Here is a 23,313-nt window from a genome sequence, read left to right on the forward strand (position 1 = left end):
TATACAAAAATTTGCATAGCCTTTTGTAACAAGAGTAATAAAAATTCATTTTGAATCACTAAGCCAAATCAAACCTGTCCAAATTCATCACTTTAGTCCAGGCAGCAACAAAGTCTTTTACAAACTTTTCTTTAGCATCGCTGCTTGCATAAACTTCGACTAAGGCTCTTAATTCAGAGTGAGAACCAAAAACCAAATCGGCGCGTGTTGCCGTCCATTTTGGCGCTCCTGTTTTGCGATCGCTTCCTTCGAACAATTCTTTGGAATCGTCGGTCGCTTTCCATACTGTGTTCATGTCCAACAAATTCACAAAGAAATCGTTGCTCAGCGTTCCTACTTTGTCCGTGAAAACACCGTTTTTAGAATCGTCATAATTCGCGCCCAACACGCGTAATCCGCCCACCAACACAGTCATTTCCGGTGCGGAAAGTGTGAGTAATTGCGCTTTATCTATCAATAATGCTTCGGTAGAAACGGTAGATTTTGCTTTCAGGTAATTGCGGAAACCATCTGCAAACGGTTCAAGATAAGCGAACGACTCTACGTCGGTTTGCTCTTGTGTTGCATCGTTTCTTCCTGCGGCAAAAGGAACGGAAATTTCTACGCCCGCATCTTTTGCAGCCTTTTCCACGCCTGCATTTCCGGCTAATACAATCAAGTCTGCCAGGGAAACTTTTTTGCCGTCTGTTTGTGCATCGTTAAATTCTTTTTGGATAGATTCCAATGCGCTCAATACTTTTGAAAGTTGTGCAGGATTGTTCACTGCCCAGTCTTTTTGCGGAGCAAGACGAATGCGCGCACCATTTGCACCACCGCGTTTATCGCCGCCGCGGAAAGTAGATGCGGAAGCCCAAGCCGTTGTTACCAATTCAGAAACCGACAAGCCTGAACTTAAAACTTTCGCTTTTAAATCGGCAATATCTTTTTCATCAATCAATTTAAAATCAACCGCCGGAATAGGGTCTTGCCAAATAAAATCTTCTGCCGGAACTTCCGGTCCGAGATAGCGGGATTTTGGTCCCATATCGCGATGTATCAATTTAAACCAGGCGCGAGCAAACGCATCGGCAAATTCATCGGGATGTTCATAAAAACGGCGGGATATTTTTTCGTAAACCGGGTCGAATTTCAGGGAAAGGTCGGTCGTGAGCATGGTAGGGAAATGCTTTTTAGAGCTGTCAAACGCGTCAGGAACAATTTCGCCTGCTTGTTTTGCCACCCACTGGTAAGCGCCCGCTGGGCTTTGGGAAAGTTCCCACTCAAATTCAAATAAATGTTTAAAGAAATCGTGGCTCCATTGAACAGGCGTGGTTGTCCAGGTAACTTCGATGCCGCTTGTAATAGCTTCGGAGCCTGTGCCTGTTCCATAACTGTTTTTCCAACCAAAACCTTGTTGTTCTATTGGAGCAGCTTCGGGTTCCGCTTCTACATATTTGTTGGGGTCGGCTGCGCCGTGCGTTTTTCCGAAAGTATGCCCGCCGGCAATCAACGCAACGGTTTCTTCGTCATTCATGCCCATATTTCCAAAGGTCTTGCGAATGGCGACTGCCGCCGACAACGGGTCGTGATTGCGGTCGGGACCTTCGGGATTTACATAAATCAATCCCATTTCCGTAGCTGCGAGCGGATTTTCAAGTGTTTCAGGATTTCTGTGTTGTGCTACCCAAGCTTTTTCATCACCCCAATAAACATCTTTATCTGCTTCCCAAACATCGGTACGACCGCCGCCAAAACCGGAGGTTTTGAAACCCATTGATTCGAGGGCAACATTGCCTGCGAGAATGATTAAATCTGCCCAGGAAATTTTTTTACCGTATTTTAATTTAATAGGCAATAATAAACGACGTGCTTTATCCAAACTTACATTGTCGGGCCAGCTGTTTAACGGCGCAAAGCGTTGCTGCCCACGACCGCCGCCGCCGCGACCGTCCTGCACACGATAAGTGCCTGCACTGTGCCAGGCCATACGAATCATAAACCCGCCGTAATGCCCGAAATCTGCGGGCCACCAATCTTGTGAATCGGTCATTAAATCGGTGAGGTCTTGTTTCAAAGCATCGTAATCGAGCTTTTTAAATTCTTCTGCATAATTATATTCTTCGCCGTAAGGGTCGGTCAAAGACGAATGTTGCCGCAAAATGTCCAGCGTAAGCTGCTTGGGCCACCAATCTTTGTTTTGTGTTCCTGCAGTGCTGATGTTTTCTTTTTTAAGCGTACCATTGTGAAACGGGCACTTGCTGATGTCTCCTGAATTTGCTTCCATAATCTTTAATTTTGAATAGTATAGATTTTAAAATTAGTTTATCCTTCAAAATATCGGTAACAAATGTATGTTGTATTATCAATAGAATTTATCGATAATTATTATTCACTCATAGAAAACATTTATTCAGCATAAGCAATTACGCTTATTTCTACATTCACGTTTTTGGGCAAAGTTTTCACGGCAACGCATTCCCTTGCCGGCGGATTTTCCGTAAAATATTCTGCATATATTTCATTTACTTTTGCAAATAAACCCATATCGCTCAGAAATACGGTCGCTTTGACTACATCTTTAAAATCGTACCCGGCAGCATCTAAAACGCCTTTTAAGTTTTTAAAGACTAAACGAGTTTCATCTTCCAGACTTCCTGAAAACAACTGATTTGTTGCGGGATCGATGGCTATTTGCCCGCTTACGAAGAGAAAATTTCCTGCCTTAATTGCCTGATTATACGGACCGACAGGCGCCGGTGCGTTTTCTGTAATAATAATTTGCTTTGACATTGTATCAATTCCGGTTAAATAATATTTGTAAGCAAGTTAGGGAATTTGCCAGAAATAAAAAATCCGCTCGCGTTTTACCGAAGCGGATTAAAAGAAATTTAATATTACTAAAATTTTATTTACCCTTTATTGTTTGTAGATGGTTGAACGGGTAGTTTATTGTTTTCAGTTGTGTTATTCAATGCCGGCGGTAATAAATCGGGAAACTGCTGTGCCTTACCGCCTTTCAATGCGGGCCATTCAAATGCTGCATTCAAAATTTTGGATGCCATTTGATAGTGATTGTCCGGCGCCCAAATGAACACACAACTTCCGTTTTTAATAGTATTGATGATATCATATTGTTGTCCGTAAGGAACTGCAGGACAGCCAAAGCTTCTGCCAAGCTCACTTTCATCTGCACGTTTTTCATTTACATAATGACTGCCGTGCATTACAATATTGCGACGATAAATATGGTCATTAATGCCGGGTTCTACACCTTTTAAATGCAGACTGTAACCCGAACCGCCACGATACGGACTTCCTGTAACAATGAATCCCAAAGAACTTTTGTGCGACTCATCAACATTGGAAAAACTCGTTGCGAACTCTTTGCCCGAGCGCTGACCATGCGAAACATAAGTATTATATAATACACGACCACTCGCCAAATCAATTACATACAAACGCTTTTGGGTGCTGCTTTGACTGTAATCAATAATCGTCAATAAATTGGTTTTGTCCAGCATCCCTTTGCTCAATAAATATTCATAACCTTTGAATGCATTGTAAAATACCTCGCGCTTTAAACCATAGGTTTCCAATCTTGTTTTTGTATAAATCGAATCGACATACATATACGCCTTAGTTTGCCCGACAGGCTTATTTGGCAATAAAGACGGAAAACTTTTATCAACAGGGAGAAAAACACTGTTTAACCCGGATTTTGGCGATACAAATGAACATAAACTTACACTCATCGTGCATAGAAAAAGAAATCTTCTCACTTTTCTAAAAATGTTTTTGGTCAATTGTCTTCCAAACTGGAAAGAGACAATTAAAAGGATGAACAAATAAATTTAGCTAAAATACGATTAGACAATTAATTTAATTAAAATGTAATAATCGTAAAAAATATTGTGTTTTACAAAGATTTTCCTAAAATTTTTTCAGGAGCGTTGCAAATTTAGGCATTTTGACCGCAGAAATAGACCGATGTTTAAATAGATTTTAAGTAAAAATGTTAAAAATACTATTCCAAATGATATACACCTTTCAAAGCTTTGCAGATACGCTCTACTGAAACATCGACGGCAGTATATTGAAAATCAGGAAAATACTTAAATAATTTCCGGTTGTCAAACTGGATATTTGCCAACGCAATGCGCGCAGAATTTTTATTTAAGATAGAAGGCTTGCCTGTAATTTTCCCTTTGAAGTAACTTACGCGCCACACAATTTCTGCAAGCAGCTTGGTTACTTTTTTATGTGGCGGTTTCTTGTCGAAGGCATTTGCAATTTTGAGAAATAAATCTTTGTAAGAAATATTTGCCCCGTTTAAAATAAAACGCTGTGCTTGAACATCACTGTTCATCAGCATTACAGCCGCCCGGGCGACATCTTGTGCATCTACAAAACCGTGAACACCTTCGGTGTAATAAGGAAATTCTTCATATACGGTTTTGAAAATTTCGGTTGAACCGCTGTTCCAATCTGCACAACCTAAAATTATCGTCGGATTAATAATTACAGCGTTCAAGCCTTCGCTCAAGCCGCGCCACACTTCCATTTCGGCGAGATGTTTGCTTTTACCATAATCGGTTGCGCATTCATCTTTCCATTCCAAATCTTCTTGCACAACTTTATCTTCGCCCTTCGATTCGCCGATTGCTGCAACAGAACTTACGTGCAATAATTTTTTCACGCCGCAATTCAACGCCGCGTTTACCACATTTGCCGTGCCTTCAACATTTATTTGAAAAAGCTCCTTTTTCTTTTTCGGGTCAAAAGAAACTACAGCTGCGCAATGATAAATTTTATCAACGCCGTGAAACAAATTTTCCAATGCAATCACATCCAAAATATCACAACTTTCCCATTCAAATCTTTCGTCTGCATTTTCGGGAATATTTCTGCAAACCGCGATAATATGTGCATTCGACGATTTTAATTCCTGTAAAATATGCGACCCCACGAGTCCGCTTGCGCCTGTAACAAGAATGATTTCTTTTGATTGTTGCGTATTCAAAACAGCTATTAAAATTTTTACAAAATAAAGGGTTTAGCTTTTCAATTCAAGAGAAATTAAACTAAATTGTCGGGGATTATTATTTTTACAAAATGCAACAGTTGTCTTTATTCGATTTCGGCGGCGAACAGCCCAAAGAAGAAAAGAAAGAAAAAACAGATAAAACGGATAAAATTCCTGAGACTTTTTCCGGAGAACCGCTGTTCCCGAAAGATGGGGAAACAAGGGCTGAAATACCTGCGGCGCCTGATTTTTCAGTAGATTTTATTGTAGAAGAATTAGAGGAAACTATTCAACAAGAAAATGAGCAAAAAGAAGAAAGCCTTGTTTTCTCAGATGATAAAATAGGTGTGAAAATAAAATCGCTCAATCAGTCTAAAGAGACAAAAATTGAGCAGGAACCGATTGTTGAAACTAAAGAAGCAGAAGAAAAAATTATTCCTAAAAAACGCGGCAGAAAATCATTTAAAGAAATTGACAATGAAGTTGATTTAATCAATGTTCCGAGCGATGAAGAATTGTTTCAAAAACAATATTATCCTATTAGTGTCGTTGCAAAATGGTTTCGCGTAAACACTTCGCTGCTGCGTTTTTGGGAAAATCAATTCAAGATTTTAAAACCGAAAAAAAATAAAAAAGGCGACCGTTTTTTTCGTCCGGAAGATGTAAAGAATTTGCAGACTATATATTATTTGCTTCGCCAGAAAAAACTCACAATCGACGGTGCCAATAAACATCTGAAGGCTCACAAGCAACACACGGAAGAAAACCTCCAATTGATTCAGTCATTGAATAATTTTAAAAGTTTTTTGTTGGAATTGAAAGCAAACACATGAACCATGATTTGAATAATTTAAAGATTTGAAGAAATAATTTTTGCTTGTTTTTATACAAAATCTGCATCAAATGTCAAAGTCAGGAAGACCAAAAAAATCCGACCCAAAAGTTGATGAATTAAGAAATAATATTCATCAAGAAAAATACGAAATTGCCAAACAAACCCTAAAAGAATTTGGTATAAACATTACTGACAGCTACAACAGAACTACATTAATCAATGCTGTTATTGAACAAAAAATTGATTTTATTAATTGGCTAATCGAAAACAATGCAGATTTGAATTTAAAAGACAATCTTGGCTATACGGCATTACATTTTGTAGGGCAAGAAAAATTAATTGATATTGGAAAATTACTTCTGAGTAAAGGCGCAAATGTCAACATCACAGATAAACACGGCAATACTCCATTATGGACTTCGGTATTTAATGCGCGTGGAAATTTTGAAATAGTAAAGTTGTTTCTTGAATATGGAGCGAATACAGAAATTATAAATAATTATGGTAGAAGTTCCAAAAGTTTGTTTGAACAAATCTACAAAACAAGTATTGACAACCTATTGAAATAATTCGTGAAATTCGATAAAATCCGTGTAATAAAAACATCCTACTTTTGCTCCACAATTCATAAATCTTAATTCATTAAATCATACATCAAATGCCCGGCTTTGAATTATTTGGCGAACAGGAAAGAAAAGAAGTAAACGAAGTTTTAGAAACAGGAATACTTATGCGTTACGGTTTCGACGGCGCACGCAAAGGCAGATGGAAAGCGAAAGAACTCGAACAGGAAATCTGCAGTCAGCTCAGCGTAAATCATGCACAGTTAGTATCAAGCGGAACGGCAGCGCTGACAACAGCTTTGGCTGTTCTCGGTATAGGCGCCGGCGATGAAGTGATAATGCCTACGTTCACTTTTGTAGCAAGTTTTGAAGCTGTGTTGAGTGTAGGCGCAGTTCCTGTTTTGGTGGATGTAGATGAAACATTAACCTTAAATCCAGAAGCTGTTCGCGCGGCAATTACACCTGCGACAAAATGCGTAATGCCCGTTCACATGTGCGGTGCGCCGGCGGATTTGGATGCGCTGAAAGCAATTTGCGAGCAGCATAGTTTGTTGTTGTTGGAAGATGCTTGTCAAAGTCTCGGTGCGAAATACAAGGGGAAATATGTAGGCACCATCGGCGATGCAGGTGCCTATTCTTTCGACTTTGTAAAAACCGTTACTTGCGGCGAAGGCGGTGCAGTAGTTACCAACGATGCACAAACTTACACGGCACTTGATGCGTACAGCGACCACGGACACGACCATAAAGGCGTGGACAGAGGCGCAGACCTGCATCCTTTTCTCGGATATAATTTCAGAATCTCTGAACTGCACGCAGCTGTTGGTTTGGCGCAGATGAGAAGACTAAACGAATTTCTTTCTTTGCAGAAAAAAAATCACGCAATTGTAAAAGAAATTTTATCAACTATTCCGCAAATCTCTTTCAGAAAAATCCCAGATGAAAGCGGCGACAGTTGCGGCTCTGTGAGTTGGTTTTTACCTTCGGAAGAGAAAGCGAAAGCTTTAGTTACGAAGCTGAAAGCGGAAAATATTTTGGCAGGAAATTTTTATTGGTACGATAATAACTGGCATTACATCCGCAACTGGCATCACTTAAAAAACCTTTCTACCTATAATAAATTAAATCCTGAACAGATTGATGCTTTGGAAAGATTATCATCGCGGGATTTTTCCGCAAGCGATACCATAATGTCGCGCTGCATTACGACAAACATCAGTCTTACATGGACAGAAGAGCAGGCGAAAGAAAAAGCGGATAAACTGAAAGCAGCAATTGAAAGCGTATTTTAATTTTTGTTCGCAGAAATTTTGTTTATTAAAATATAGCTTTTACATTTGCACTCCTTTCAGGAATGGTGCGGTAGCTCAGTTGGTAGAGCAAAGGACTGAAAATCCTTGTGTCGCCGGTTCGATCCCGGCTCACACCACAAAGACGGAACTCAAGCGTAGCAAGAGTTTCGTCTTTTTTTGTAGATAAGCGATTGGCAGAATTCACAGCAGAAAACGAAAGCGTTAACAAGAACGTTAACAACGGAGGAAAAAGGTTATGATTTTGCTAAACGACGGCTGTGCTTACTTGGGGCTTTAAGCGGCAGTGAAGTAAAATCAGTTTAGAAAACTATCTTTACCCATGTCATCTATTTCAGATAAATACGAAGCCGTCAGCGGCGTGAAAATTCATGCGCAGTTAGCTATACAAAGCAAGCTGTTTTATTCGGACAATACTATTTCCCATAACCTGAATAAAGATTGGTTATTAATTTTGAAGTAATGCATAAGATTTTAGACCTATAAGGCTTTAAAAGCCTTATAGGTCTTTTGAAGTTTTTATACAGATTGAATAACACTTTCTAATGTCAATCGAGATTTTGGTTTGAGGGACGGTTGGTTGGCATCATCGGGATTTCTGTAACCGATCGCAACTGCGAACAAAGTTTTATAGCTGTTTAGTTGCAGTATTTTATCGTATTCTTCATTTTTAATTCCTTCCATTGGAGTAGAATCAATTTCCATTGAAGCGCAAGCGCTCAAAAAGAAGCCCAACGAAAGATATACTTGATGTTGAAACCAAGATTTAATTTCCGATTCTGATAAAGGCTTCAAGAATTGGTTATAATATTTTACAGAACCTTCCGGCAAGTGCTTGTGAATTTGTTCTTCAAACTCATCAATATCATCAATCGCGCTGAATACAATTAAATGGCTTGCGTCGTTGATTTTAGGTTCGTTATAATAAGAAACACTTGCCAATTCTCTTTTTGTTTTTTCGTCCGAAACGAAAATAAATTTCCAAGGCTGACTGTTGATAGATGACGGACTTAATCGTAAAATTTCTTTTAATTGCCGGATTTTCTCTTCAGCAATTTTTTCATTCGGATTGTACTTTTTTGTCGTGTACCTGTTTTCTGCAAGGTCTAAAAAATTCATTTTTTATGATTTTAAATTAAACAATAATTTTTATAGTTGCAAAAATAAGTATAGTATATTATCTTTGCAATAACGGTCAAAAAATATAGTAACAGATGTATTGTATAGATAACAAGCAATATCCTTGCAGCACAAGCCTTGCAATGAAATTTATTGGCGGGAAATGGAAAGCGGTAATTCTTATTCATTTAATTGAAAAAAAGCGCTATAATGAATTAAGAAAAGAACTTTCTATGGTAACGGAACGAACATTGAGTATACAGTTGAAAGAATTAGAAGCAGACGGTCTCATTACCAGAATTGTTCATACAACCAAGCCGCCGCTTAAGGTAGAATATGAATTAACCAAATTCGGAAAAACGCTTATTCCTGTACTTAATGCTATTGCGCAATGGGGAAAAGAAACTGCAAAAAAGAATAAAAAAATAAGCGTCGTATAATAAACAAAGTTTGCTTTATGAAAGCATCTTAAATTGTTGTATTAGAAAACTATCTTTGCCTCATGACCTCTATTTCAGATAAATATGAAGCCGTCATCGGCTTGGAAATTCACGCGCAACTCGCAACGCAAAGCAAACTGTTTTGTGCAGATGATGCAAGCTTTGGCGCAGCGCCGAATACGCACATCAGCGAAATAACTTTGGCGCATCCCGGAACGTTGCCGAAGCTTAATAAAAAAGCAGTTGAATACGCCGTAAAACTCGGATTAGCATGCAATTGCGAAATTTCCAAATACAATTTTTTTGCAAGAAAAAATTACTTCTACCCCGATTTGCCGAAAGGCTGGCAAACTTCACAACATACACATCCGATTTGCATTGGCGGAACTGTTTTAATAAAAACGGAACAGGGAAAACGCCTTATACAAATGCACCACATTCATCTCGAAGAAGACGCAGGCAAAAGCATTCACGATGTGTATGACGATTATACTTGCGTGGATTTGAACCGCGCGGGAACGCCATTGGTAGAAATTGTTTCAGAGCCGGATATGCACACGGCTGACGAGGCTTGGCAATATGTAAATGAAATTCGCAAACTCGTTCGCTGGCTGGGCGTTTCGGACGGAAATATGGAAGAAGGAAGCCTGCGTTGTGATGCGAATGTTTCCATTCGTTTGAAAGGCGACACGAAACTTGGAACACGCGCCGAAGTAAAAAATTTAAACTCTACCCGCAACATCAAAAAAGCGATTGAATACGAAATCGAACGCATGATAAAATTGGTAGAAAGCGGCGGAAAAGTACAACAACAAACGCGCAGTTTCGATGCTTCAACAGACACGACGTTTTCAATTCGTGATAAAGAAGAAGCGAATGATTATCGCTATTTTCCCGAACCTGATTTAGCGCCGTTAAACTTGTCAGACGAATATATCAATTCGCTGAAATCCTCGCTGCCTGCGCTTCCCAACGATTTGATTGAAAAATATCAAACACAACTCGGCTTGAGCGAATACGATGCGGAACAACTTTGCTCGGAAAAAGAAATTGCCGTTTTTTTTGAAAATGTTTTGCCTTTTTCAAACAATTATAAAGCCGTTGCCAACTGGATTAACGGACCAATTCGTTCTTACGTGAATGATGCAAAAATTTCCCTTGAAGAATTATCTTTTTTGCCTAAACAGTTAGCTGAATTAATCGCTATGATTGATGAAGGAAAAGTAAATTTCTCTGTGGCATCTTCACAAATCTTTCCTGAATTGGTAAAAGATAAAAACGCTTCGGCAATCGACATTGCAACAAACAAAAATTTATTGCAAACAAGCGACAATAGCCAACTCGAATCATGGATAAACGAAGCTATTAGTCGTATGCCGGATAAAGTAAAAGAATACCAAAAAGGTAAAAAAGGATTAATCGGTTTGTTTGTAGGCGAAGTAAAAAAGCTGAGCAAAGGCAAAGCCGATCCCAAAAAAGTAACCGAATTGTTGCAGGAAAAATTGAGCGGTTAGACTAACACATGTTTCCTAAAACGTATGCGCGGCGCGGAACTCATTTGATTTTTTATTATTATTTTCGCAACTCAAATTTTATCTATCTGCAAATGTTTAATGTTATTTTATTTGGTGCGCCCGGAAGCGGCAAAGGCACGCAAAGTCAGAAAATTGTCGAGAAGTTTCAATTGAAACACATCAGTACCGGCGATTTGCTGCGCAGCGAAATCGCTACAGGCACAGCACTTGGCAAGGAAGCAAAACAATTTATGGACAACGGCGTTCTTGTTCCCGATGTGGTGGTTATCGGTATGATTGGTAAACTGATTGAAAACAATAAAGAGGCAAAAGGCTTTTTGTTCGACGGATTTCCACGCACCGTAGCGCAAGCCGAAGCGCTGGACAAATTATTGAAATTGAGCGATGCCGAAATTGATGTGGTAATTGCGCTCGAAGTAAGTGAAGAAGAACTCGTAACGCGCTTGCTCGGTCGCGGCAAAACCAGTGGCAGAAGCGACGATGCCGATGAAACGATTATCCGCAGCCGTATTGAAGAATATCGCAAAAAAACGGAAGCCGTAGCTGATTACTACAAAAAGTTCAACAAGGTAAAATCCATCGAAGGCGAAGGAAGTGTTGATGAAATTTTTGAAAAGTTATCTGCGATTGTTGAACAATATATTTGAACAATTTTCTTTTAAGTCAAAATAAAAATGCAACTCGGCTGAGTTGCATTTTTTGTTTATCGTCGATTTTTTTAATTATGCTGGTAATATTGTCCGTCCGGGATAGTAAAAACAGAAGAACGCTGAAACTTTGAAAACTCTTTTATTTCTCCGTTATTTGTTTGTGCCCAAGTAACAAACTGGTTTTGATTGTAAGTTGAAAACAGCCACTGATTATATGCTTCAAACACGCCGATTTTTGAAAGCTGAATCAAGCGGTCGAATAATTTATACGGATATGTTTTTACGTTATCGCTGTTGAACCAGCTTACCAAAAATTGTCCGCGCAGCGCGTACAAACTTTCCGGGTTTACGCCGCCCGAAACAATGTCTTTAAACTGCTGTAATGTAGATGCTACAGCTTTTTCAAACGGCTGCCCGTTGTCAATATAATTTTGCAAAACATTGTCTGTTGCAAACAAAGCATTGTATTGCTTAAACACTGTGTCTTTGATTTCGGGTGTACGCGCCGAAAATGTTTCTATATTGATAAATATTTCGCCGTACAAAACGCTCCACAAAGGATTGTTGTGTGTAGCGTAATATTTTGTAAGAAAATAATAGTTACTGCTGATGGATGGATTGGTTTCAATGCCTTTTTCCCAAGCCGCCGCCGCTTTTTTCGGCTGATTGTTATCGTTCAGCGCTTTACCGTATTCGGCGTATAAAATGCTGCTTTTCGGAAATTTCTGAATGCCTTCCTGGTAAGTACGTTCCGCATCGCCAAATTTAGAACTTGCCGTATATGCCGAGCCAAGAACCTGATAAGATTGTTCATCCGCATCGGGCGAGGCAATCAATTTTTTGCCTGCTTCTATTGCTGAAGCATAATCTTTTTTCATAGTGCTGAATAAGGCATCATCTTTCAGCAATGTTGCATTGTCGGGATAGTTTGCTTCCGCTGTTTTAATAATCGAAAGCGCTTTGTCAATGTTGCCGTCTTTTGCTTTGTCCATTGCCTGGGTGTGTGCATCAGCAGCACCGGCTTGTGCATTAGCAGAAATTGCGCCAATAAGCAACATGGGAAATATCAATATTTTTTTCATTTGCTAATCTTTTAAATCAAAAGTAAAAATTAAAAAGCCAAAGAAAATGTAATGTGCATAACCAATGCGCTTTTATGAAAAATTAGCACATTATATAACACTGTGCGAAGCGAGGACACTTCACATAGCAAACTTTAAATAATCAAATGTGTGAGCAAACCGTCGCGCAGCTTCGGTTCGAACCAGGTGCTTTTCGGCGGCATTACATTTCCGCTGTCGGCAATGTCGAATAATTGTTCAATGCTTACAGGAAACAAACTGAAAGCAATTGCCATTTCGCCCGAATCCACGCGCCTTTCCAATTCCTGCAAGCCACGAATGCCGCCGACAAAATCAATTCTTTCATCAGTTCTTTGGTCTTGTATGTTGAAGACGGGCGACAGAATATTTTCCTGCAAAATGGTTACGTCTAACACGCCAATCGGGTCGTTGGTATAAGTATTTTCTTTGGAAATTAATTTGTACCAATGTTCATTGAGATACATTCCAAAACTATGCAGCTGCGCAGGTTTGAAAGCAAATTCTCTTTTTTCGACAGTAAATTTTCCCTGTAATTTTTCAAGCAATTCATCTTCGTTCAAGCCGTTCAAATCTTTAATTACACGGTTGTAATCAAGAATTTGTAATTCATTGGCAGGAAATAATGTTGTGAGAAAATAATCTGCATCGGGTGTTTTTTTGCCGCCCAAAGCCTGACGAACTTTTGCCGCAGATGCCGCACGATGATGCCCGTCGGCAATGTAAGTGTTTGGAATTTCTTCACGGAAAATATCTGTAATATTTTTTATTACAGCTTCATCGTCGATAATCCAAATCGTGTGCTGAATATTATCGTCGGCAGTAAAATCGTATTCCGGCGCATGGTTGTTTTTCCATTGACTAATAATTTCGTCTATCGAAGAATTGTTTCGGTAAGCCAAAAAAACATTGCCCGTTTGCGCACCTGTTGTTGTAATATGATTAATCCTGTCCTGCTCTTTTTCCGGGCGTGTGAACTCGTGTTTTTTAATTACATCATTGTCATAATCGTCAATCGAACTCGCGGCAACCAAACCCGTCTGGCTTCTGCCGTTCATGATTAACCGATAAATATAATAGCAAGGTTTTTCATCCTGAAACAAAATGTGATTGTCTATGAAAGCCTGTAAATTGGCTTTTGCTTTTTCGTACACTTCGGGAGAATGAATATCCACATCATTGTCCAAATCAATTTCGCTTTTGGTAATGTGTAAAAATGAAGCCGTGTTTTCATTGGCTTCCTCTTTAGCTTCCTCTCTGTTCAGCACATCGTAAGGACGGCTGGCTACTTGCTTTGCAAAACTTTGCGCGGGACGTAATGCGCGGAAAGGTTTTATGATTGCCATGTTGTTATTAAGTAAAAAGTAAAAAATGGTTTGCTTCTTAAAATCTCTAATAACGCTTGCGCGTCATGCCGAACTTGTTTCGGCATCTCAAAAAATACTTGCCAAGAGATTGCTGCCTTCGCGGCAATGACGTATAAAGTGCTCTTAATTGCCATCGTGGTAATCCTTAAAATCCGTTTCATCCTCGTTCAGACTTATCAAAATCCTCCATCAAATCCACAATCGCTTGAACGCTGCTCAAAGGCATTGCATTGTACATCGAAACGCGCAAACCGCCAACGCTTCTGTGTCCTTTTACGCCAACCATTCCGTGCTGCTTACACTCTTCCAAAAATTTATTTTCAATGTCTTTATCTTCAATCGTAAAGGTTGCGTTCATTAAACTTCTGTCTTCTTTTTCCACCAAAGGTTTAAAGATTTGCAAAGTATCCAATGCCGCGTAAAACAAGTCTGCGCGGGCTTTTGCGCGTTTTTCCATTTCGATTAATCCGCCTTCTTTTTTAATCCAGCGAAGCGTAAGCAAAGAAACATACACGGCAAAAACAGGCGGTGTGTTCAGCAAAGCATCCGCTTCAATATGTTTTTGGTAATCAAGAATCGGTGGAATTTTTCTGCCTGTTTTTCCTAAAATATCTTTTTTCACAACAACCAACGTAACGCCCGCTGCACCTGCATTTTTCTGTGCGCCTGCATAAATCAAATCGTGTTTTGCATAATCAAAAGGACGGGAAAAAATGTCGCTGCTCATGTCCACAACCAACGGCACATCTACATTCGGGACGAAATGCCATTGTGTTCCTTCTACCGTGTTGTTCGATGTGTAATGAAAATATTTTGCATCGGGCTGTACCGAAAAATTCTTTTGTATGTAAGAATGATTTTTATCTTTCGTAGAAGCAACCACATCCACATTGCCGAAATATTTTGCTTCTTCAATCGCTTTCTTTCCCCAAATGCCGTTATCGGCGTAAGCCGCAGTATCATTGCTTCCGAGCAAGTTCATCGGCACTTGCATAAACTGCATGGTTGCGCCGCCTTGCAAAAACAGCACATCGTAATCATCATTCAATTGCATCAATTCTTTTACAAGACTTTGCGCCTCGCTCAAAACATCGAGAAACCATTGTGTGCGATGCCCGATTTCCAGCAACGACAAACCGATGCCGTTAAAATCCAACACGGCTTCGCTCGCCTGCTGCAACACCTCCTGCGGAAGAATGGACGGACCGGAATTGAAATTGTATTTTTTCATAAGAAAAATTTGAGTCGCGAAGATAAACGAAGATTTGGGAAATTTTCCCGCAGATTTTCGCAGATGAAAGACACGCGGATTTCGCTAATTTTTCTGCGTTAATCAGCGAAAAAATCTGCGTATTCTGCGGGCTAATTATTATTCAATTGTTCAATCAAATCCAACACTTCATCTTTCCCTTGTTTTTTTGTGGAACTTGTAACAATTACTTGCGGCAAAAATTGCCATGTTTGGCGCAGCACATCGAGAAAAGCATTTACGTTGCGTTCAACAACGGCGGGCTTTTCTTTATCGGCTTTGGTAAAAATCAACGTAAAAGGAATTTGAAAGCTATCCAACACATTCACAAAATCTATATCAATATTTTGCGGCTTGTGGCGGCTGTCAATCAGCACAAAAAGATGCACCAGATTTTCCCGTTTGCGGATATAATTTTCAATCATCTTGCTGAAGACTTTCCGTTCTTTCTGCGCCACTTTTGCGTAGCCGTAGCCCGGCAAATCCACCAAATACCACGCATCGTTTTTCGATTTTTCTTTACCCGCGCTTTCAATCGCAAAATGATTAATCATCTGCGTTTTGCCCGGCGTGCCGGACGTTTTAGCCAAAGACTTTTGATTGACGAGCATATTTATCAGTGAAGATTTGCCCACATTGCTTCGCCCGATAAAAGCATATTCGGGACGGTCGGGTTGCGGACATTTTTCCACCGATGGCGAAGAAATAACGTAAACGGCTTTTTTGATAGTCATACGCAAAAGTAATATGTAATAATCATTGAAAAAATTACACATTAAACATTCCTCATTATACATTTTTCAAATCGTTATCTTTGATAATAAATCGTTTTGTATGCAATCGTTTATTGTAAATGTCCCCGACGACAAAGAAGCGTTCTTTCTGGAACTGATGAGCCAACTGAATTTTGAAGTGCTGGATATTGATGAACAACCTTTGAATGATGATTCGGATGAAGAAGAAAGTAGTGACCCGTTTCTTGATTGGGAAGCCGAACGTAGAACTATAAGAGATTCGAGAAAAAAGAAATAATTTTAAACCGTAAAAATCTATATGAAAAAATCAATTATACTATTCTTTAGCGTTTTAACTTTTGCATCGTGCAATTGGTTTAAAAACAAAGCGAAAAATGCTGTAAACAAAACAGGCGAAGTTGTTGGAAAAACCGGCTCTGAATTTATTTCAGGCGTTTCAAAAGGCGTTGAAAAAACGTTTCAGAATGAAACTGATTTTTCTAATAAACTCAAACAAGATGGATTAGCGTCTGATAAAATAATAATCAGAAGTTCAGATACTTCAACAGATAACATTCTCTCCGTTTATTTCATTTTTAATAATGATTTTTCAAAAGATATTACCGCAAAACTTTTCGATAATGCAGGAAATGAATATGGAAGAACTTCCGAAAAAATAGTTGGCAAAAAAGGCGAAGCGAAATATGTTGATTTTGTTTTTGATAAAAGAATTGTAATTGACACAAAAGGAAAAATCACTTTTGAATAAATTCATTTACTTAAAAATAATCTTATGCAAAACCATGAAATTGATTACAAAATCTTCGGCGAAGAAATGCAATACGTCGAAGTGGAACTTGATCCGCAGGAAACAGCGATAGGCGAGCCGGGCAGCTTTATGATGATGGACGATGGTGTGCAGATGCAAACCATTTTCAGCGACGGCAGCGGACAAAACAACAGCATTCTGGACAAGCTTTTTTCTGCCGGAAAACGCTTGCTTGTAGGCGAAAATTTATTTGTGACAGCGTACACCAATGTTGCGCCGCAAGGCAAGCGCCATGTAAGTTTTGCGGCGCCTTATCCCGGAAAAATTATTCCGCTCGACCTGAATGCTTTGGGCGGAAAAATCATCTGCCAGAAAGATGCTTTTCTTTGCGCGGCAAAAGGCGTTTCCATCAGCATTGAGTTTCAGAAAAGATTGGGTGCAGGCTTGTTTGGCGGCGAAGGCTTCATCATGGAAAAGCTGGAAGGCGACGGCATGGCGTTTATGCACGCAGGCGGACACATTACGGAGCGTGTATTGCAGCCGGGCGAAATCCTGAAAGTGGACACAGGCTGCATCGTAGGATTTACAGGCGGTGTGCGCTACGACATTGAATTTATAGGCGGCATTAAAAATACGTTGTTCGGCGGCGAAGGCGTGTTCTTTGCGTTGCTGCAAGGTCCGGGAACTGTGTGGATTCAAACGTTGCCGATTAGCCGTTTGGCAAGAAGAATATTGGCGTATGCAACCGTAAAACAAAAAGGCGAAGGCAGCATTCTCGGTCCTTTGGGAAGATTGCTGGACGGAGATAACAGCTTTTAGTTTTATACAAAACAGAACGCAGATTTGTTATGATTTTATGATGAATTGAGATGCAATCATACAAAATCATAATAATTTACCTGCGTTCTATTTGTCTCAAAAATTAAAGCAGTTCAAATTCGCATTCATTCGTGTCTCGGAATCCACTTCACTTCTTCCACATTCAACCGCTTTGCAATAAACCTTGCCAATACAAAAAGATAATCGCTTAAACGGTTAAGATATTTTACAATCAGCAAAATATTTGCATCATTCAATTCGCTAAGAAGCTCTACGCACCAGCGTTCCGAGCGGCGGCAAACAGTTCGTGCAATATGCGCCTGAGAAACAAAAATATGTCCGCCCGGCAAAATAAAATGCGTCATTTTCGGAAGCGATTCGTTCATTTTATCAATTTCTTTTTCCAATAAAACAACGTCTTCTTCACGCAATTCGGGCAAAGAAAATTTGGAAGATTTATTCGCATCAGCCGCAAGCAAAGAACCGATGATGAATAAATTATTTTGAATTTCGGGCAAAATATTTTCAAGCGAAATGGTTTTCAGTTCATCGTTCAGCAAACCGATGTGTGCGTTCAATTCATCAACAGTTCCGTAACATTCTACCCGCAAATCATTTTTATTTACGCGCGTTCCGCCGATTAAAGAAGTCTTTCCTTTATCGCCTGTTTTTGTATAGATTTTTGCCATGATTTTGAAATGAAAAACCATTAAGCAGTTAAGAGAATTAAGACAAAATTCTTAATATCCTTAACTTCTTAATGGAAAATTATTTTAATTTGTTATTACACCAAAGCCTCTGTTTTCGGGGCATTCAGCGTATCGGTTTCAATTAAACCGTCTCTCAAACGAACGATACGTTTGGCATATTCCGCAATATCTTCTTCGTGCGTAACCAATACAACAGTATTACCTGCGGCTTGAATTTGCCCGAAAATTTCCATAACTTCAATCGAAGTTTTTGTATCCAGATTTCCGGTCGGTTCGTCTGCCAGCAAAATCGCGGGATTGTTGATAATTGCACGCGCAATTGCCACGCGCTGAATTTGCCCGCCGCTCATCTCATTCGATTTATGATTGGCACGCTCGCCCAAACCCACTTTTTCTAATGCCGCCAATGCACGTTCCATTCTTTCTTCTTTACCCACGCCTGCGTAAATCAACGGCAGCGCCACATTTTCCGCAGCCGTCAGTCTCGGCAGCAAATTGAATTGCTGAAACACAAAACCTATTTCAACATTGCGTACATCGGCAAGTGCATCGTCGGGCATCTTGCTTACGTCTTGTCCGTTCAGAATATAAGCGCCGCTCGTAGGCGTGTCGAGACAACCGAGAATATTCATCAGCGTACTTTTGCCGCTGCCCGAAGGCCCCATCAGCGCCACATATTCATTCTTAAAAATGTCGAGCGAAATGCCTTTCAGCACAGGCACGCCCACGCCGCCCATGAAATACTGCTTCTCAATTTTTTCCAGATGAATAACGGATGACATTTGATGTATGATTTAAGATGTATGATTTGCGAGAAAACTATTCCACAAAGTACCGCGAAGAAAACACGGAGTTATACCAAGTCTTTGTGCAACTCCTTGTAAAATCTCTGTGTAACTCTGTGGTACAACATTTCTCATCTGTTTATTTTTTAATAACCTTCGGCACTAAAATATACGTGCCATCAGTGTTTGGAACGTTTTGCAATGCTTCTTCACGCGAAATATTTTGTGCAACTATATCTTCACGAAAAACATTTTCGCGCGGCGTAATATGCAGTAAAGGTTCAACATTCGACGTATCAATTTCGTTCAGTTTTTCTACGAAAGCAATCATTTGTTGCAAATCGTTTTTGATTTCTTCTTTTTCTTTGTTATTGAAATTAAGCCGCGAAAGATGCGCCAAATCATCCACCAGTTTGTCCGTAATTTCTACCATGAAACAAAAATAGTTATTTGATTGTAAGTAAAAGAAATTTTTGGACAAACGGTAATTACGGCGGCAGCAGCCAATTGGTATATTTGCCGCATGGCGCAAACTTATTTTCAATTCAAACAATTCAAAATAGAGCAGGATAAAACCGCAATGAAAGTGTGTACAGATGCTTGCTTGTTCGGCGCGTTGATTACGGAAAATGAAACTGTAATTAAAGACGATACAGTGTTGGACATTGGTGCAGGAACGGGTTTGCTTTCGCTTATGATTGCTCAAAAAAATACTGCCGCAAAAATTGATGCCGTTGAAATTGACAAAGATGCTTTTGAGCAGGCAAGAGAAAATATTTCTCATTCAATTTGGAAAAACGTTGAGGTTCATCATCAACCGATTCAGGAGTTTACAAAAGACCGAAATGCTTGCTATGACTTAATTGTGTCCAATCCGCCGTTTTTTGAAAATGATTTAAAAAGTATAAATGAACAACGAAACAAAGCGCTGCATTCATCTGATTTGAGCTTGAAAGAATTGGTTGAAATTGTAAATAAATTGCTTGCCGAAAAAGGGACATTTTGCGTGTTGCTTCCATTTTCAAGAACAGAATATTTTGTCAATCTCGCAGAAAAAGAAAATTTGTTTTTGCAGAAAAAAATATTGGTAAAGCAAACGCCGAAGCATCATTTCTTCAGGAGTATTTTATTTTTCAAAAAAGAAAACTCCGGTTACGAAACGGAAGAGATTGTAATTAAAGAAAACGATGTTTATTCGTTAAGATTTACAGAATTATTAAAAGACTATTATTTGTATCTGTAAATTTGCCGAATGGAAAGAGTGAAAAAAATATGGAAGGTGTTGCGCAAAATATTTTGGCGTAAAAAGAGTTGCTGCGAATAAATATTTAAAATTCTTTTGTCGGAATAAATATTGCGCTTACATTTGCAATCCAAATTTATCGGAGAAGCCCAGATGGCGGAATTGGTAGACGCGCTAGACTCAAAATCTGGTTTCCGCAAGGGAGTGCAGGTTCGATTCCTGTTCTGGGCACCAAAGTGGACAAGTCGAAATTTTCTTCGGTTTGTCCACTTTTATTTTCGCTGAAACCCGCGCCCAGCGCGTATATTAGGCGGACAGCTTCATTAAGCCTCGCGGTTCGATATTGCAATCCGTCAAAAACCAGCTTTTCAGGAAATATCGAACCGATAATTTGCCGTTTCTTCTTTGTATCGCTGTCTGTGTATAAGCCTTCCAAGTTAACCAGTGAGTCCATTGCTTTATCCAAGAGGGTGCGGACATTCGCGGAACTCTCGGAAACCCGCATCAGTTTCGCTTCCAATTCTGCGACTTTTCTTTCGCTTTCCGATTTTATAAGACGATAATCGGCAGCATCTATATCTTCATTCAACAGTAACCTGCGCGCCTTGACAATATCATTTTGCGCTTCATTCAGTTGCTCGTTTAAAAGCCTTGCTTCCGAACGCCTGCCTTTTCCGTGTTCTTTATAAGCTTCCCCTACCACGTATTTGTAGGCTTCCGCCATGCCCGGGCGGGGAACATATTGGCGAAGCTCTTTCAGAAAAAGGTCATTGGCTTCGCCTGCCCGGTATCTTGTGCCGCATGATGAAATACAATGATAATAGTAATACAACCCGTTCCTGCCCCTTGAACCGCTTCCCGTGAGCAGCTTTCCGCAACGCGGGCAAACCAGGTAGCCGCGCAATTGCAAAATTTCTTTTGCACCGACCTGTGTACGATAACTTTTCTTCTTACCATCCAGAAGGTCTTGTACTTCATAAAACAATGCTTCGGAAATAATCGGTTCATGTAATCCCGGTACGTGTTTGCTTTCTTCGTCTTTGTAAGCAGAAAGATATATTTTGCCGCAATAAACAGGATTGCGCAGCAAGTTCCAAAAATGGGAACGGCAGCAACGTATTCCCTTTATTTTCGCTTCTTTGTATAACTGCTCTACCATATAATGACCTGTTGCCATTTCCGTGAAAACCCATTTCATGATGCCGGCTTCCGGCTCCTTCGGCGCAATATACTTACGTCCGTCTTCCGTAATTTTGTTGGCATAGCCCACGGGGGCCTGCCCCATCCAGCGCCCTTCTTTCTTTGCCCGCCGCATTCCGTAAAGAACATTCAATGCCCTGCGGTCGTTTTCCACTTCGGGAGTGGCTAAATAAACTGCTAACATAATTTTACTCTCGGGAATGGACATATCCAAAGGCTGCTCAATAGCCTGCGGCTCTATGCCTAATTTCCGCAAAAGATTAATCATTTGATACGCATCGCCTGCATTACGGCTGAACCTGTCCCATTTGGTAAACAGGATAACATCTACCTGATGCTTTCGCTTTTTCAGGTCAAACAACTCGTTATTCCATTCGGGACGCTCAAATGTCTTCGCGGAATAATCTTCGTAAATGACTTTCCTGACTGTAATCTGATTGTGCAGGCAATGCTTGCGCAGCCTTTCTTCCTGGTCGCGCTGCGAAAAACCTTTGTCGGCTTGTTCGTCCGTACTTACGCGGATGTATAAATCTGCTGTCATATGCGAAGGATTTAGTGATTTAAAGTTAATGCCAAAGACTCAAAAAGACCTCAATAAAAAGCTAATTACCCAGATAGGTACTGATGGCGATTGTCGCAAGCTTGTACATAAACTCCAGCACAAGGCGCGCCTGCTCCAATGTAAGCTGCGTACCATGTTGCTTTAAGATAGCCAAAATTTTTTCAGGTTGGATTGTTTCCATTGCTCTCCGATTTAATCACATTCACAAATACTTTTCCCTCATGGCGAGAGACCGCCAAAAGCAAATATAATAATTATGTTTTGGTAAAAAACAAAATAATCAAAACTTTTTTTGGAAATTTCTCAAAATTTTTCAGACCTTTATACCGTTTAATTTCATTTGACCTGAAATGAACTTTACCTCAACAAAGTCCAAACAAAAAAATGGCAAAGAGCAGCTATAAAGTAAGTTACAAAACTTATTTCAACGACCGTCTGAAAGAAGTATCTTTTCATGGAAAACATACTTATCCGTTATATGTGCAGATAACCTTTGACAGGAAGACCATTTTCTTTAAGAGTTATTATTTTGAACTGTTTTCCAAGCCGAAATATTTTTTATTTGTTCCGGGCGTTGGCGGCAAAGCGCCGTCCATTGAAATAATCACAAAATTGGAAAATGCCGTTATCGAGTTTATTATTGATAAGTACGCGGATGCATTTTCGTTGGAGCTGTTCAAGAAAGAATATGACTTCTACACGCAGGATTTGTGCGATGCGATGGAAGAAGGATTTATTGATTATCTCTATACATTTTTACAGGACAAAGGAATGCCGACATTGGCAATTGTGGTAAAGGAAGGCAGCAGGTATCGTACCGCTTATGAAGTGGTACGCGATATGAAACGAGCATTTACACCGAAGCTGTATGAAGAGCTGGTGGAGAATTCATTTTACTATGCGCCGCCGTATTTTCCTTTATACGGCTTTGTGCAGGAAATGAAAAAATCCTCAGCGCTTAGCCTTTCCGTAATGGAATGGGAGTCGGGCAATATGCAGGCATCTTTTGAGGAGTATGTGAAAAGCCATTTCCCGAATATTGATACTGCCGAAACAATTAAAGACGTAAACAAGTGGCTGGAGCGGCTAAGAAAAAAGGCGGAATTGCCTACATAGCCAACCATGATTCGCAGGCACACAACGGCACTAGTTCTAAAATATTTAGGCATGACGGACAAATTAGATGTCTTTGTTATTGTCGAAACGGAAATGGAAAGGATTTATGATGCACCAGAATTGCCTAGTTGCTGTAACGAAAAATGAATGAGAATATAAATAATGCGGCAGCCATTACAGAATAAATAAAAGCTTTCATATATTT

At 39.8% G+C, this 23,313-nt stretch carries 26 protein-coding genes, 2 tRNA genes and 1 pseudogene; 14 read left to right on the forward strand and 15 right to left on the reverse strand.

What is annotated here, in order from left to right:
- Positions 1–58: 58 nt before the first annotated feature.
- The 4 genes from katG to A9P82_RS08630 form a co-directional block, all read right to left on the reverse strand.
- The gene (gene katG, locus A9P82_RS08615) at positions 59–2,263 is read right to left on the reverse strand and encodes a catalase/peroxidase HPI (RefSeq protein WP_066206745.1); all 2,205 of its coding nucleotides are present in this window, start codon (positions 2,261–2,263) and stop codon (positions 59–61) included.
- Positions 2,264–2,385: 122 nt separating this feature from the next.
- Positions 2,386–2,769, reverse strand: coding sequence for a RidA family protein (locus A9P82_RS08620; RefSeq protein ID WP_066206747.1), 384 nt, complete (start codon positions 2,767–2,769; stop codon positions 2,386–2,388).
- A 119-nt stretch (positions 2,770–2,888) separates the two neighbouring features.
- Positions 2,889–3,731, reverse strand: a complete 843-nt coding sequence (locus tag A9P82_RS08625) for a murein L,D-transpeptidase catalytic domain family protein (protein ID WP_066206750.1) — start codon at positions 3,729–3,731, stop codon at positions 2,889–2,891.
- A gap of 272 nt (positions 3,732–4,003) precedes the next feature.
- Positions 4,004–4,999, reverse strand: coding sequence for an NAD-dependent epimerase/dehydratase family protein (locus A9P82_RS08630; RefSeq protein WP_197492132.1), 996 nt, complete (start codon positions 4,997–4,999; stop codon positions 4,004–4,006).
- A gap of 101 nt (positions 5,000–5,100) precedes the next feature.
- Here A9P82_RS08630 and A9P82_RS15270 point away from each other — a divergent pair, with 101 nt between their 5' ends.
- The 5 genes from A9P82_RS15270 (at position 5,101) to A9P82_RS15425 (ending at position 8,173) form a co-directional block, all read left to right on the forward strand.
- A complete protein-coding gene (locus A9P82_RS15270; RefSeq protein ID WP_231891128.1) occupies positions 5,101–5,835 on the forward strand; it encodes a MerR family transcriptional regulator in 735 nt (244 codons plus the stop codon).
- Positions 5,836–5,905: 70 nt separating this feature from the next.
- On the forward strand, positions 5,906–6,406 hold the full coding sequence (locus A9P82_RS08640) for an ankyrin repeat domain-containing protein (RefSeq protein WP_066206753.1): 501 nt from the start codon (positions 5,906–5,908) through the stop codon (positions 6,404–6,406).
- A gap of 89 nt (positions 6,407–6,495) precedes the next feature.
- Positions 6,496–7,692 carry a DegT/DnrJ/EryC1/StrS family aminotransferase gene (locus A9P82_RS08645; RefSeq protein ID WP_066206755.1) on the forward strand — a complete coding sequence of 399 codons (1,197 nt, stop codon included), beginning with the start codon at positions 6,496–6,498 and terminating at the stop codon, positions 7,690–7,692.
- A 64-nt stretch (positions 7,693–7,756) separates the two neighbouring features.
- Positions 7,757–7,829 (forward strand) — tRNA-Phe (locus A9P82_RS08650).
- Positions 7,830–8,032: 203 nt separating this feature from the next.
- On the forward strand, positions 8,033–8,173 hold the full coding sequence (locus A9P82_RS15425; RefSeq protein ID WP_156522638.1) for a hypothetical protein: 141 nt from the start codon (positions 8,033–8,035) through the stop codon (positions 8,171–8,173).
- A 56-nt stretch (positions 8,174–8,229) separates the two neighbouring features.
- Here the strand turns inward: A9P82_RS15425 and A9P82_RS08655 are convergent, their stop codons facing one another.
- Entirely contained in the window at positions 8,230–8,829 is a 600-nt protein-coding gene (locus A9P82_RS08655) for a nitroreductase family protein (RefSeq protein WP_066206756.1), read from the reverse strand.
- A gap of 95 nt (positions 8,830–8,924) precedes the next feature.
- On the opposite strand from A9P82_RS08655, the gene A9P82_RS08660 reads away from it, so the two are divergent.
- The 3 genes from A9P82_RS08660 to A9P82_RS08670 all read left to right on the forward strand — a co-directional run bounded on the left by A9P82_RS08660 (position 8,925) and on the right by A9P82_RS08670 (position 11,451).
- On the forward strand, positions 8,925–9,269 hold the full coding sequence (locus tag A9P82_RS08660; RefSeq protein ID WP_066206759.1) for a winged helix-turn-helix transcriptional regulator: 345 nt from the start codon (positions 8,925–8,927) through the stop codon (positions 9,267–9,269).
- A gap of 62 nt (positions 9,270–9,331) precedes the next feature.
- Complete coding sequence (gene gatB, locus A9P82_RS08665; RefSeq protein WP_066206761.1) at positions 9,332–10,783, forward strand: Asp-tRNA(Asn)/Glu-tRNA(Gln) amidotransferase subunit GatB; 1,452 nt, start codon at positions 9,332–9,334, stop codon at positions 10,781–10,783.
- A 92-nt stretch (positions 10,784–10,875) separates the two neighbouring features.
- Entirely contained in the window at positions 10,876–11,451 is a 576-nt protein-coding gene (locus tag A9P82_RS08670) for an adenylate kinase (RefSeq protein WP_066209754.1), read from the forward strand.
- 71 nt (positions 11,452–11,522) lie between these two features.
- Here the strand turns inward: A9P82_RS08670 and A9P82_RS08675 are convergent, their stop codons facing one another.
- From A9P82_RS08675 to yihA, 4 genes are all read right to left on the reverse strand, one after another.
- Positions 11,523–12,536: a tetratricopeptide repeat protein gene (locus tag A9P82_RS08675; protein ID WP_066206763.1), complete on the reverse strand. Its 1,014-nt coding sequence runs from the start codon at positions 12,534–12,536 to the stop codon at positions 11,523–11,525.
- Positions 12,537–12,670: 134 nt separating this feature from the next.
- On the reverse strand, positions 12,671–13,900 hold the full coding sequence (locus tag A9P82_RS08680) for a DUF1015 domain-containing protein (RefSeq protein ID WP_066206766.1): 1,230 nt from the start codon (positions 13,898–13,900) through the stop codon (positions 12,671–12,673).
- 178 nt (positions 13,901–14,078) lie between these two features.
- Complete coding sequence (serC, locus tag A9P82_RS08690) at positions 14,079–15,152, reverse strand: 3-phosphoserine/phosphohydroxythreonine transaminase (protein ID WP_066206771.1); 1,074 nt, start codon at positions 15,150–15,152, stop codon at positions 14,079–14,081.
- A gap of 131 nt (positions 15,153–15,283) precedes the next feature.
- Entirely contained in the window at positions 15,284–15,904 is a 621-nt protein-coding gene (gene yihA / locus A9P82_RS08695; protein WP_066206775.1) for a ribosome biogenesis GTP-binding protein YihA/YsxC, read from the reverse strand.
- 100 nt (positions 15,905–16,004) lie between these two features.
- Between yihA and A9P82_RS08700 the strand changes: the two genes are divergently transcribed.
- From A9P82_RS08700 to A9P82_RS08710, 3 genes are read left to right on the forward strand one after another with little or no spacing between them, the layout of a single operon-like run.
- Positions 16,005–16,202 (forward strand): hypothetical protein, encoded by a 198-nt coding sequence (locus A9P82_RS08700; protein ID WP_066206777.1) that lies wholly within the window; start codon positions 16,005–16,007, stop codon positions 16,200–16,202.
- A gap of 21 nt (positions 16,203–16,223) precedes the next feature.
- Positions 16,224–16,673, forward strand: coding sequence for a hypothetical protein (locus A9P82_RS08705; protein WP_066206780.1), 450 nt, complete (start codon positions 16,224–16,226; stop codon positions 16,671–16,673).
- A gap of 24 nt (positions 16,674–16,697) precedes the next feature.
- On the forward strand, positions 16,698–17,492 hold the full coding sequence (locus A9P82_RS08710) for a TIGR00266 family protein (protein WP_066206783.1): 795 nt from the start codon (positions 16,698–16,700) through the stop codon (positions 17,490–17,492).
- Positions 17,493–17,617: 125 nt separating this feature from the next.
- Here A9P82_RS08710 and A9P82_RS08715 read toward each other — a convergent pair whose 3' ends face one another.
- The 3 genes from A9P82_RS08715 to gatC form a co-directional block, all read right to left on the reverse strand.
- On the reverse strand, positions 17,618–18,181 hold the full coding sequence (locus A9P82_RS08715) for a cob(I)yrinic acid a,c-diamide adenosyltransferase (RefSeq protein ID WP_066209756.1): 564 nt from the start codon (positions 18,179–18,181) through the stop codon (positions 17,618–17,620).
- A 95-nt stretch (positions 18,182–18,276) separates the two neighbouring features.
- Positions 18,277–18,984 carry an ABC transporter ATP-binding protein gene (locus tag A9P82_RS08720; protein WP_066206785.1) on the reverse strand — a complete coding sequence of 236 codons (708 nt, stop codon included), beginning with the start codon at positions 18,982–18,984 and terminating at the stop codon, positions 18,277–18,279.
- Positions 18,985–19,126: 142 nt separating this feature from the next.
- Positions 19,127–19,420, reverse strand: a complete 294-nt coding sequence (gatC, locus tag A9P82_RS08725; protein WP_066206788.1) for an Asp-tRNA(Asn)/Glu-tRNA(Gln) amidotransferase subunit GatC — start codon at positions 19,418–19,420, stop codon at positions 19,127–19,129.
- A 90-nt stretch (positions 19,421–19,510) separates the two neighbouring features.
- Here gatC and A9P82_RS08730 point away from each other — a divergent pair, with 90 nt between their 5' ends.
- Positions 19,511–20,230, forward strand: a complete 720-nt coding sequence (locus A9P82_RS08730; protein WP_066206791.1) for a tRNA1(Val) (adenine(37)-N6)-methyltransferase — start codon at positions 19,511–19,513, stop codon at positions 20,228–20,230.
- A 147-nt stretch (positions 20,231–20,377) separates the two neighbouring features.
- Positions 20,378–20,464 (forward strand) — tRNA-Leu (locus tag A9P82_RS08735).
- Between the two features lie 522 nt (positions 20,465–20,986).
- On the opposite strand, the gene A9P82_RS15735 is transcribed toward A9P82_RS08735, so the two are convergent.
- From A9P82_RS15735 to A9P82_RS15430, 3 genes and pseudogenes are all read right to left on the reverse strand, one after another.
- Positions 20,987–21,208 (reverse strand): hypothetical protein, encoded by a 222-nt coding sequence (locus tag A9P82_RS15735; protein ID WP_231891129.1) that lies wholly within the window; start codon positions 21,206–21,208, stop codon positions 20,987–20,989.
- Between the two features lie 34 nt (positions 21,209–21,242).
- Positions 21,243–21,971, reverse strand: a pseudogene (locus tag A9P82_RS15865) (recombinase family protein); the annotation flags it as partial.
- A 61-nt stretch (positions 21,972–22,032) separates the two neighbouring features.
- Positions 22,033–22,173 (reverse strand): hypothetical protein, encoded by a 141-nt coding sequence (locus A9P82_RS15430; RefSeq protein ID WP_156522639.1) that lies wholly within the window; start codon positions 22,171–22,173, stop codon positions 22,033–22,035.
- Between the two features lie 203 nt (positions 22,174–22,376).
- Between A9P82_RS15430 and A9P82_RS08755 the strand changes: the two genes are divergently transcribed.
- Entirely contained in the window at positions 22,377–23,108 is a 732-nt protein-coding gene (locus A9P82_RS08755) for a hypothetical protein (protein ID WP_066206803.1), read from the forward strand.
- Positions 23,109–23,313: the final 205 nt, after the last annotated feature.

This window comes from Arachidicoccus sp. BS20, from assembly GCF_001659705.1.
In the GTDB taxonomy this organism is placed as follows: domain Bacteria; phylum Bacteroidota; class Bacteroidia; order Chitinophagales; family Chitinophagaceae; genus Arachidicoccus.

Coding starts and splice junctions, on each gene's coding strand:
- A9P82_RS08715 (WP_066209756.1), bottom strand. CDS start 18,181: ATGGCAAAAATCTATACAAAAACAGGCGATAAAGGAAAGACTTCTTTA.
- A9P82_RS08700 (WP_066206777.1), top strand. CDS start 16,005: ATGCAATCGTTTATTGTAAATGTCCCCGACGACAAAGAAGCGTTCTTT.
- A9P82_RS15425 (WP_156522638.1), top strand. CDS start 8,033: ATGTCATCTATTTCAGATAAATACGAAGCCGTCAGCGGCGTGAAAATT.
- A9P82_RS08705 (WP_066206780.1), top strand. CDS start 16,224: ATGAAAAAATCAATTATACTATTCTTTAGCGTTTTAACTTTTGCATCG.
- katG (WP_066206745.1), bottom strand. CDS start 2,263: ATGGAAGCAAATTCAGGAGACATCAGCAAGTGCCCGTTTCACAATGGT.
- A9P82_RS08670 (WP_066209754.1), top strand. CDS start 10,876: ATGTTTAATGTTATTTTATTTGGTGCGCCCGGAAGCGGCAAAGGCACG.
- gatC (WP_066206788.1), bottom strand. CDS start 19,420: ATGGTAGAAATTACGGACAAACTGGTGGATGATTTGGCGCATCTTTCG.
- A9P82_RS08620 (WP_066206747.1), bottom strand. CDS start 2,769: ATGTCAAAGCAAATTATTATTACAGAAAACGCACCGGCGCCTGTCGGT.
- A9P82_RS15735 (WP_231891129.1), bottom strand. CDS start 21,208: ATGAAGTACAAGACCTTCTGGATGGTAAGAAGAAAAGTTATCGTACAC.
- A9P82_RS08640 (WP_066206753.1), top strand. CDS start 5,906: ATGTCAAAGTCAGGAAGACCAAAAAAATCCGACCCAAAAGTTGATGAA.
- A9P82_RS08660 (WP_066206759.1), top strand. CDS start 8,925: ATGTATTGTATAGATAACAAGCAATATCCTTGCAGCACAAGCCTTGCA.
- A9P82_RS08730 (WP_066206791.1), top strand. CDS start 19,511: ATGGCGCAAACTTATTTTCAATTCAAACAATTCAAAATAGAGCAGGAT.
- A9P82_RS08710 (WP_066206783.1), top strand. CDS start 16,698: ATGCAAAACCATGAAATTGATTACAAAATCTTCGGCGAAGAAATGCAA.
- A9P82_RS08645 (WP_066206755.1), top strand. CDS start 6,496: ATGCCCGGCTTTGAATTATTTGGCGAACAGGAAAGAAAAGAAGTAAAC.
- yihA (WP_066206775.1), bottom strand. CDS start 15,904: ATGACTATCAAAAAAGCCGTTTACGTTATTTCTTCGCCATCGGTGGAA.
- A9P82_RS08625 (WP_066206750.1), bottom strand. CDS start 3,731: ATGAGTGTAAGTTTATGTTCATTTGTATCGCCAAAATCCGGGTTAAAC.
- serC (WP_066206771.1), bottom strand. CDS start 15,152: ATGAAAAAATACAATTTCAATTCCGGTCCGTCCATTCTTCCGCAGGAG.
- gatB (WP_066206761.1), top strand. CDS start 9,332: ATGACCTCTATTTCAGATAAATATGAAGCCGTCATCGGCTTGGAAATT.
- A9P82_RS08755 (WP_066206803.1), top strand. CDS start 22,377: ATGGCAAAGAGCAGCTATAAAGTAAGTTACAAAACTTATTTCAACGAC.
- A9P82_RS08655 (WP_066206756.1), bottom strand. CDS start 8,829: ATGAATTTTTTAGACCTTGCAGAAAACAGGTACACGACAAAAAAGTAC.
- A9P82_RS08675 (WP_066206763.1), bottom strand. CDS start 12,536: ATGAAAAAAATATTGATATTTCCCATGTTGCTTATTGGCGCAATTTCT.
- A9P82_RS15430 (WP_156522639.1), bottom strand. CDS start 22,173: ATGGAAACAATCCAACCTGAAAAAATTTTGGCTATCTTAAAGCAACAT.
- A9P82_RS08720 (WP_066206785.1), bottom strand. CDS start 18,984: ATGTCATCCGTTATTCATCTGGAAAAAATTGAGAAGCAGTATTTCATG.
- A9P82_RS08680 (WP_066206766.1), bottom strand. CDS start 13,900: ATGGCAATCATAAAACCTTTCCGCGCATTACGTCCCGCGCAAAGTTTT.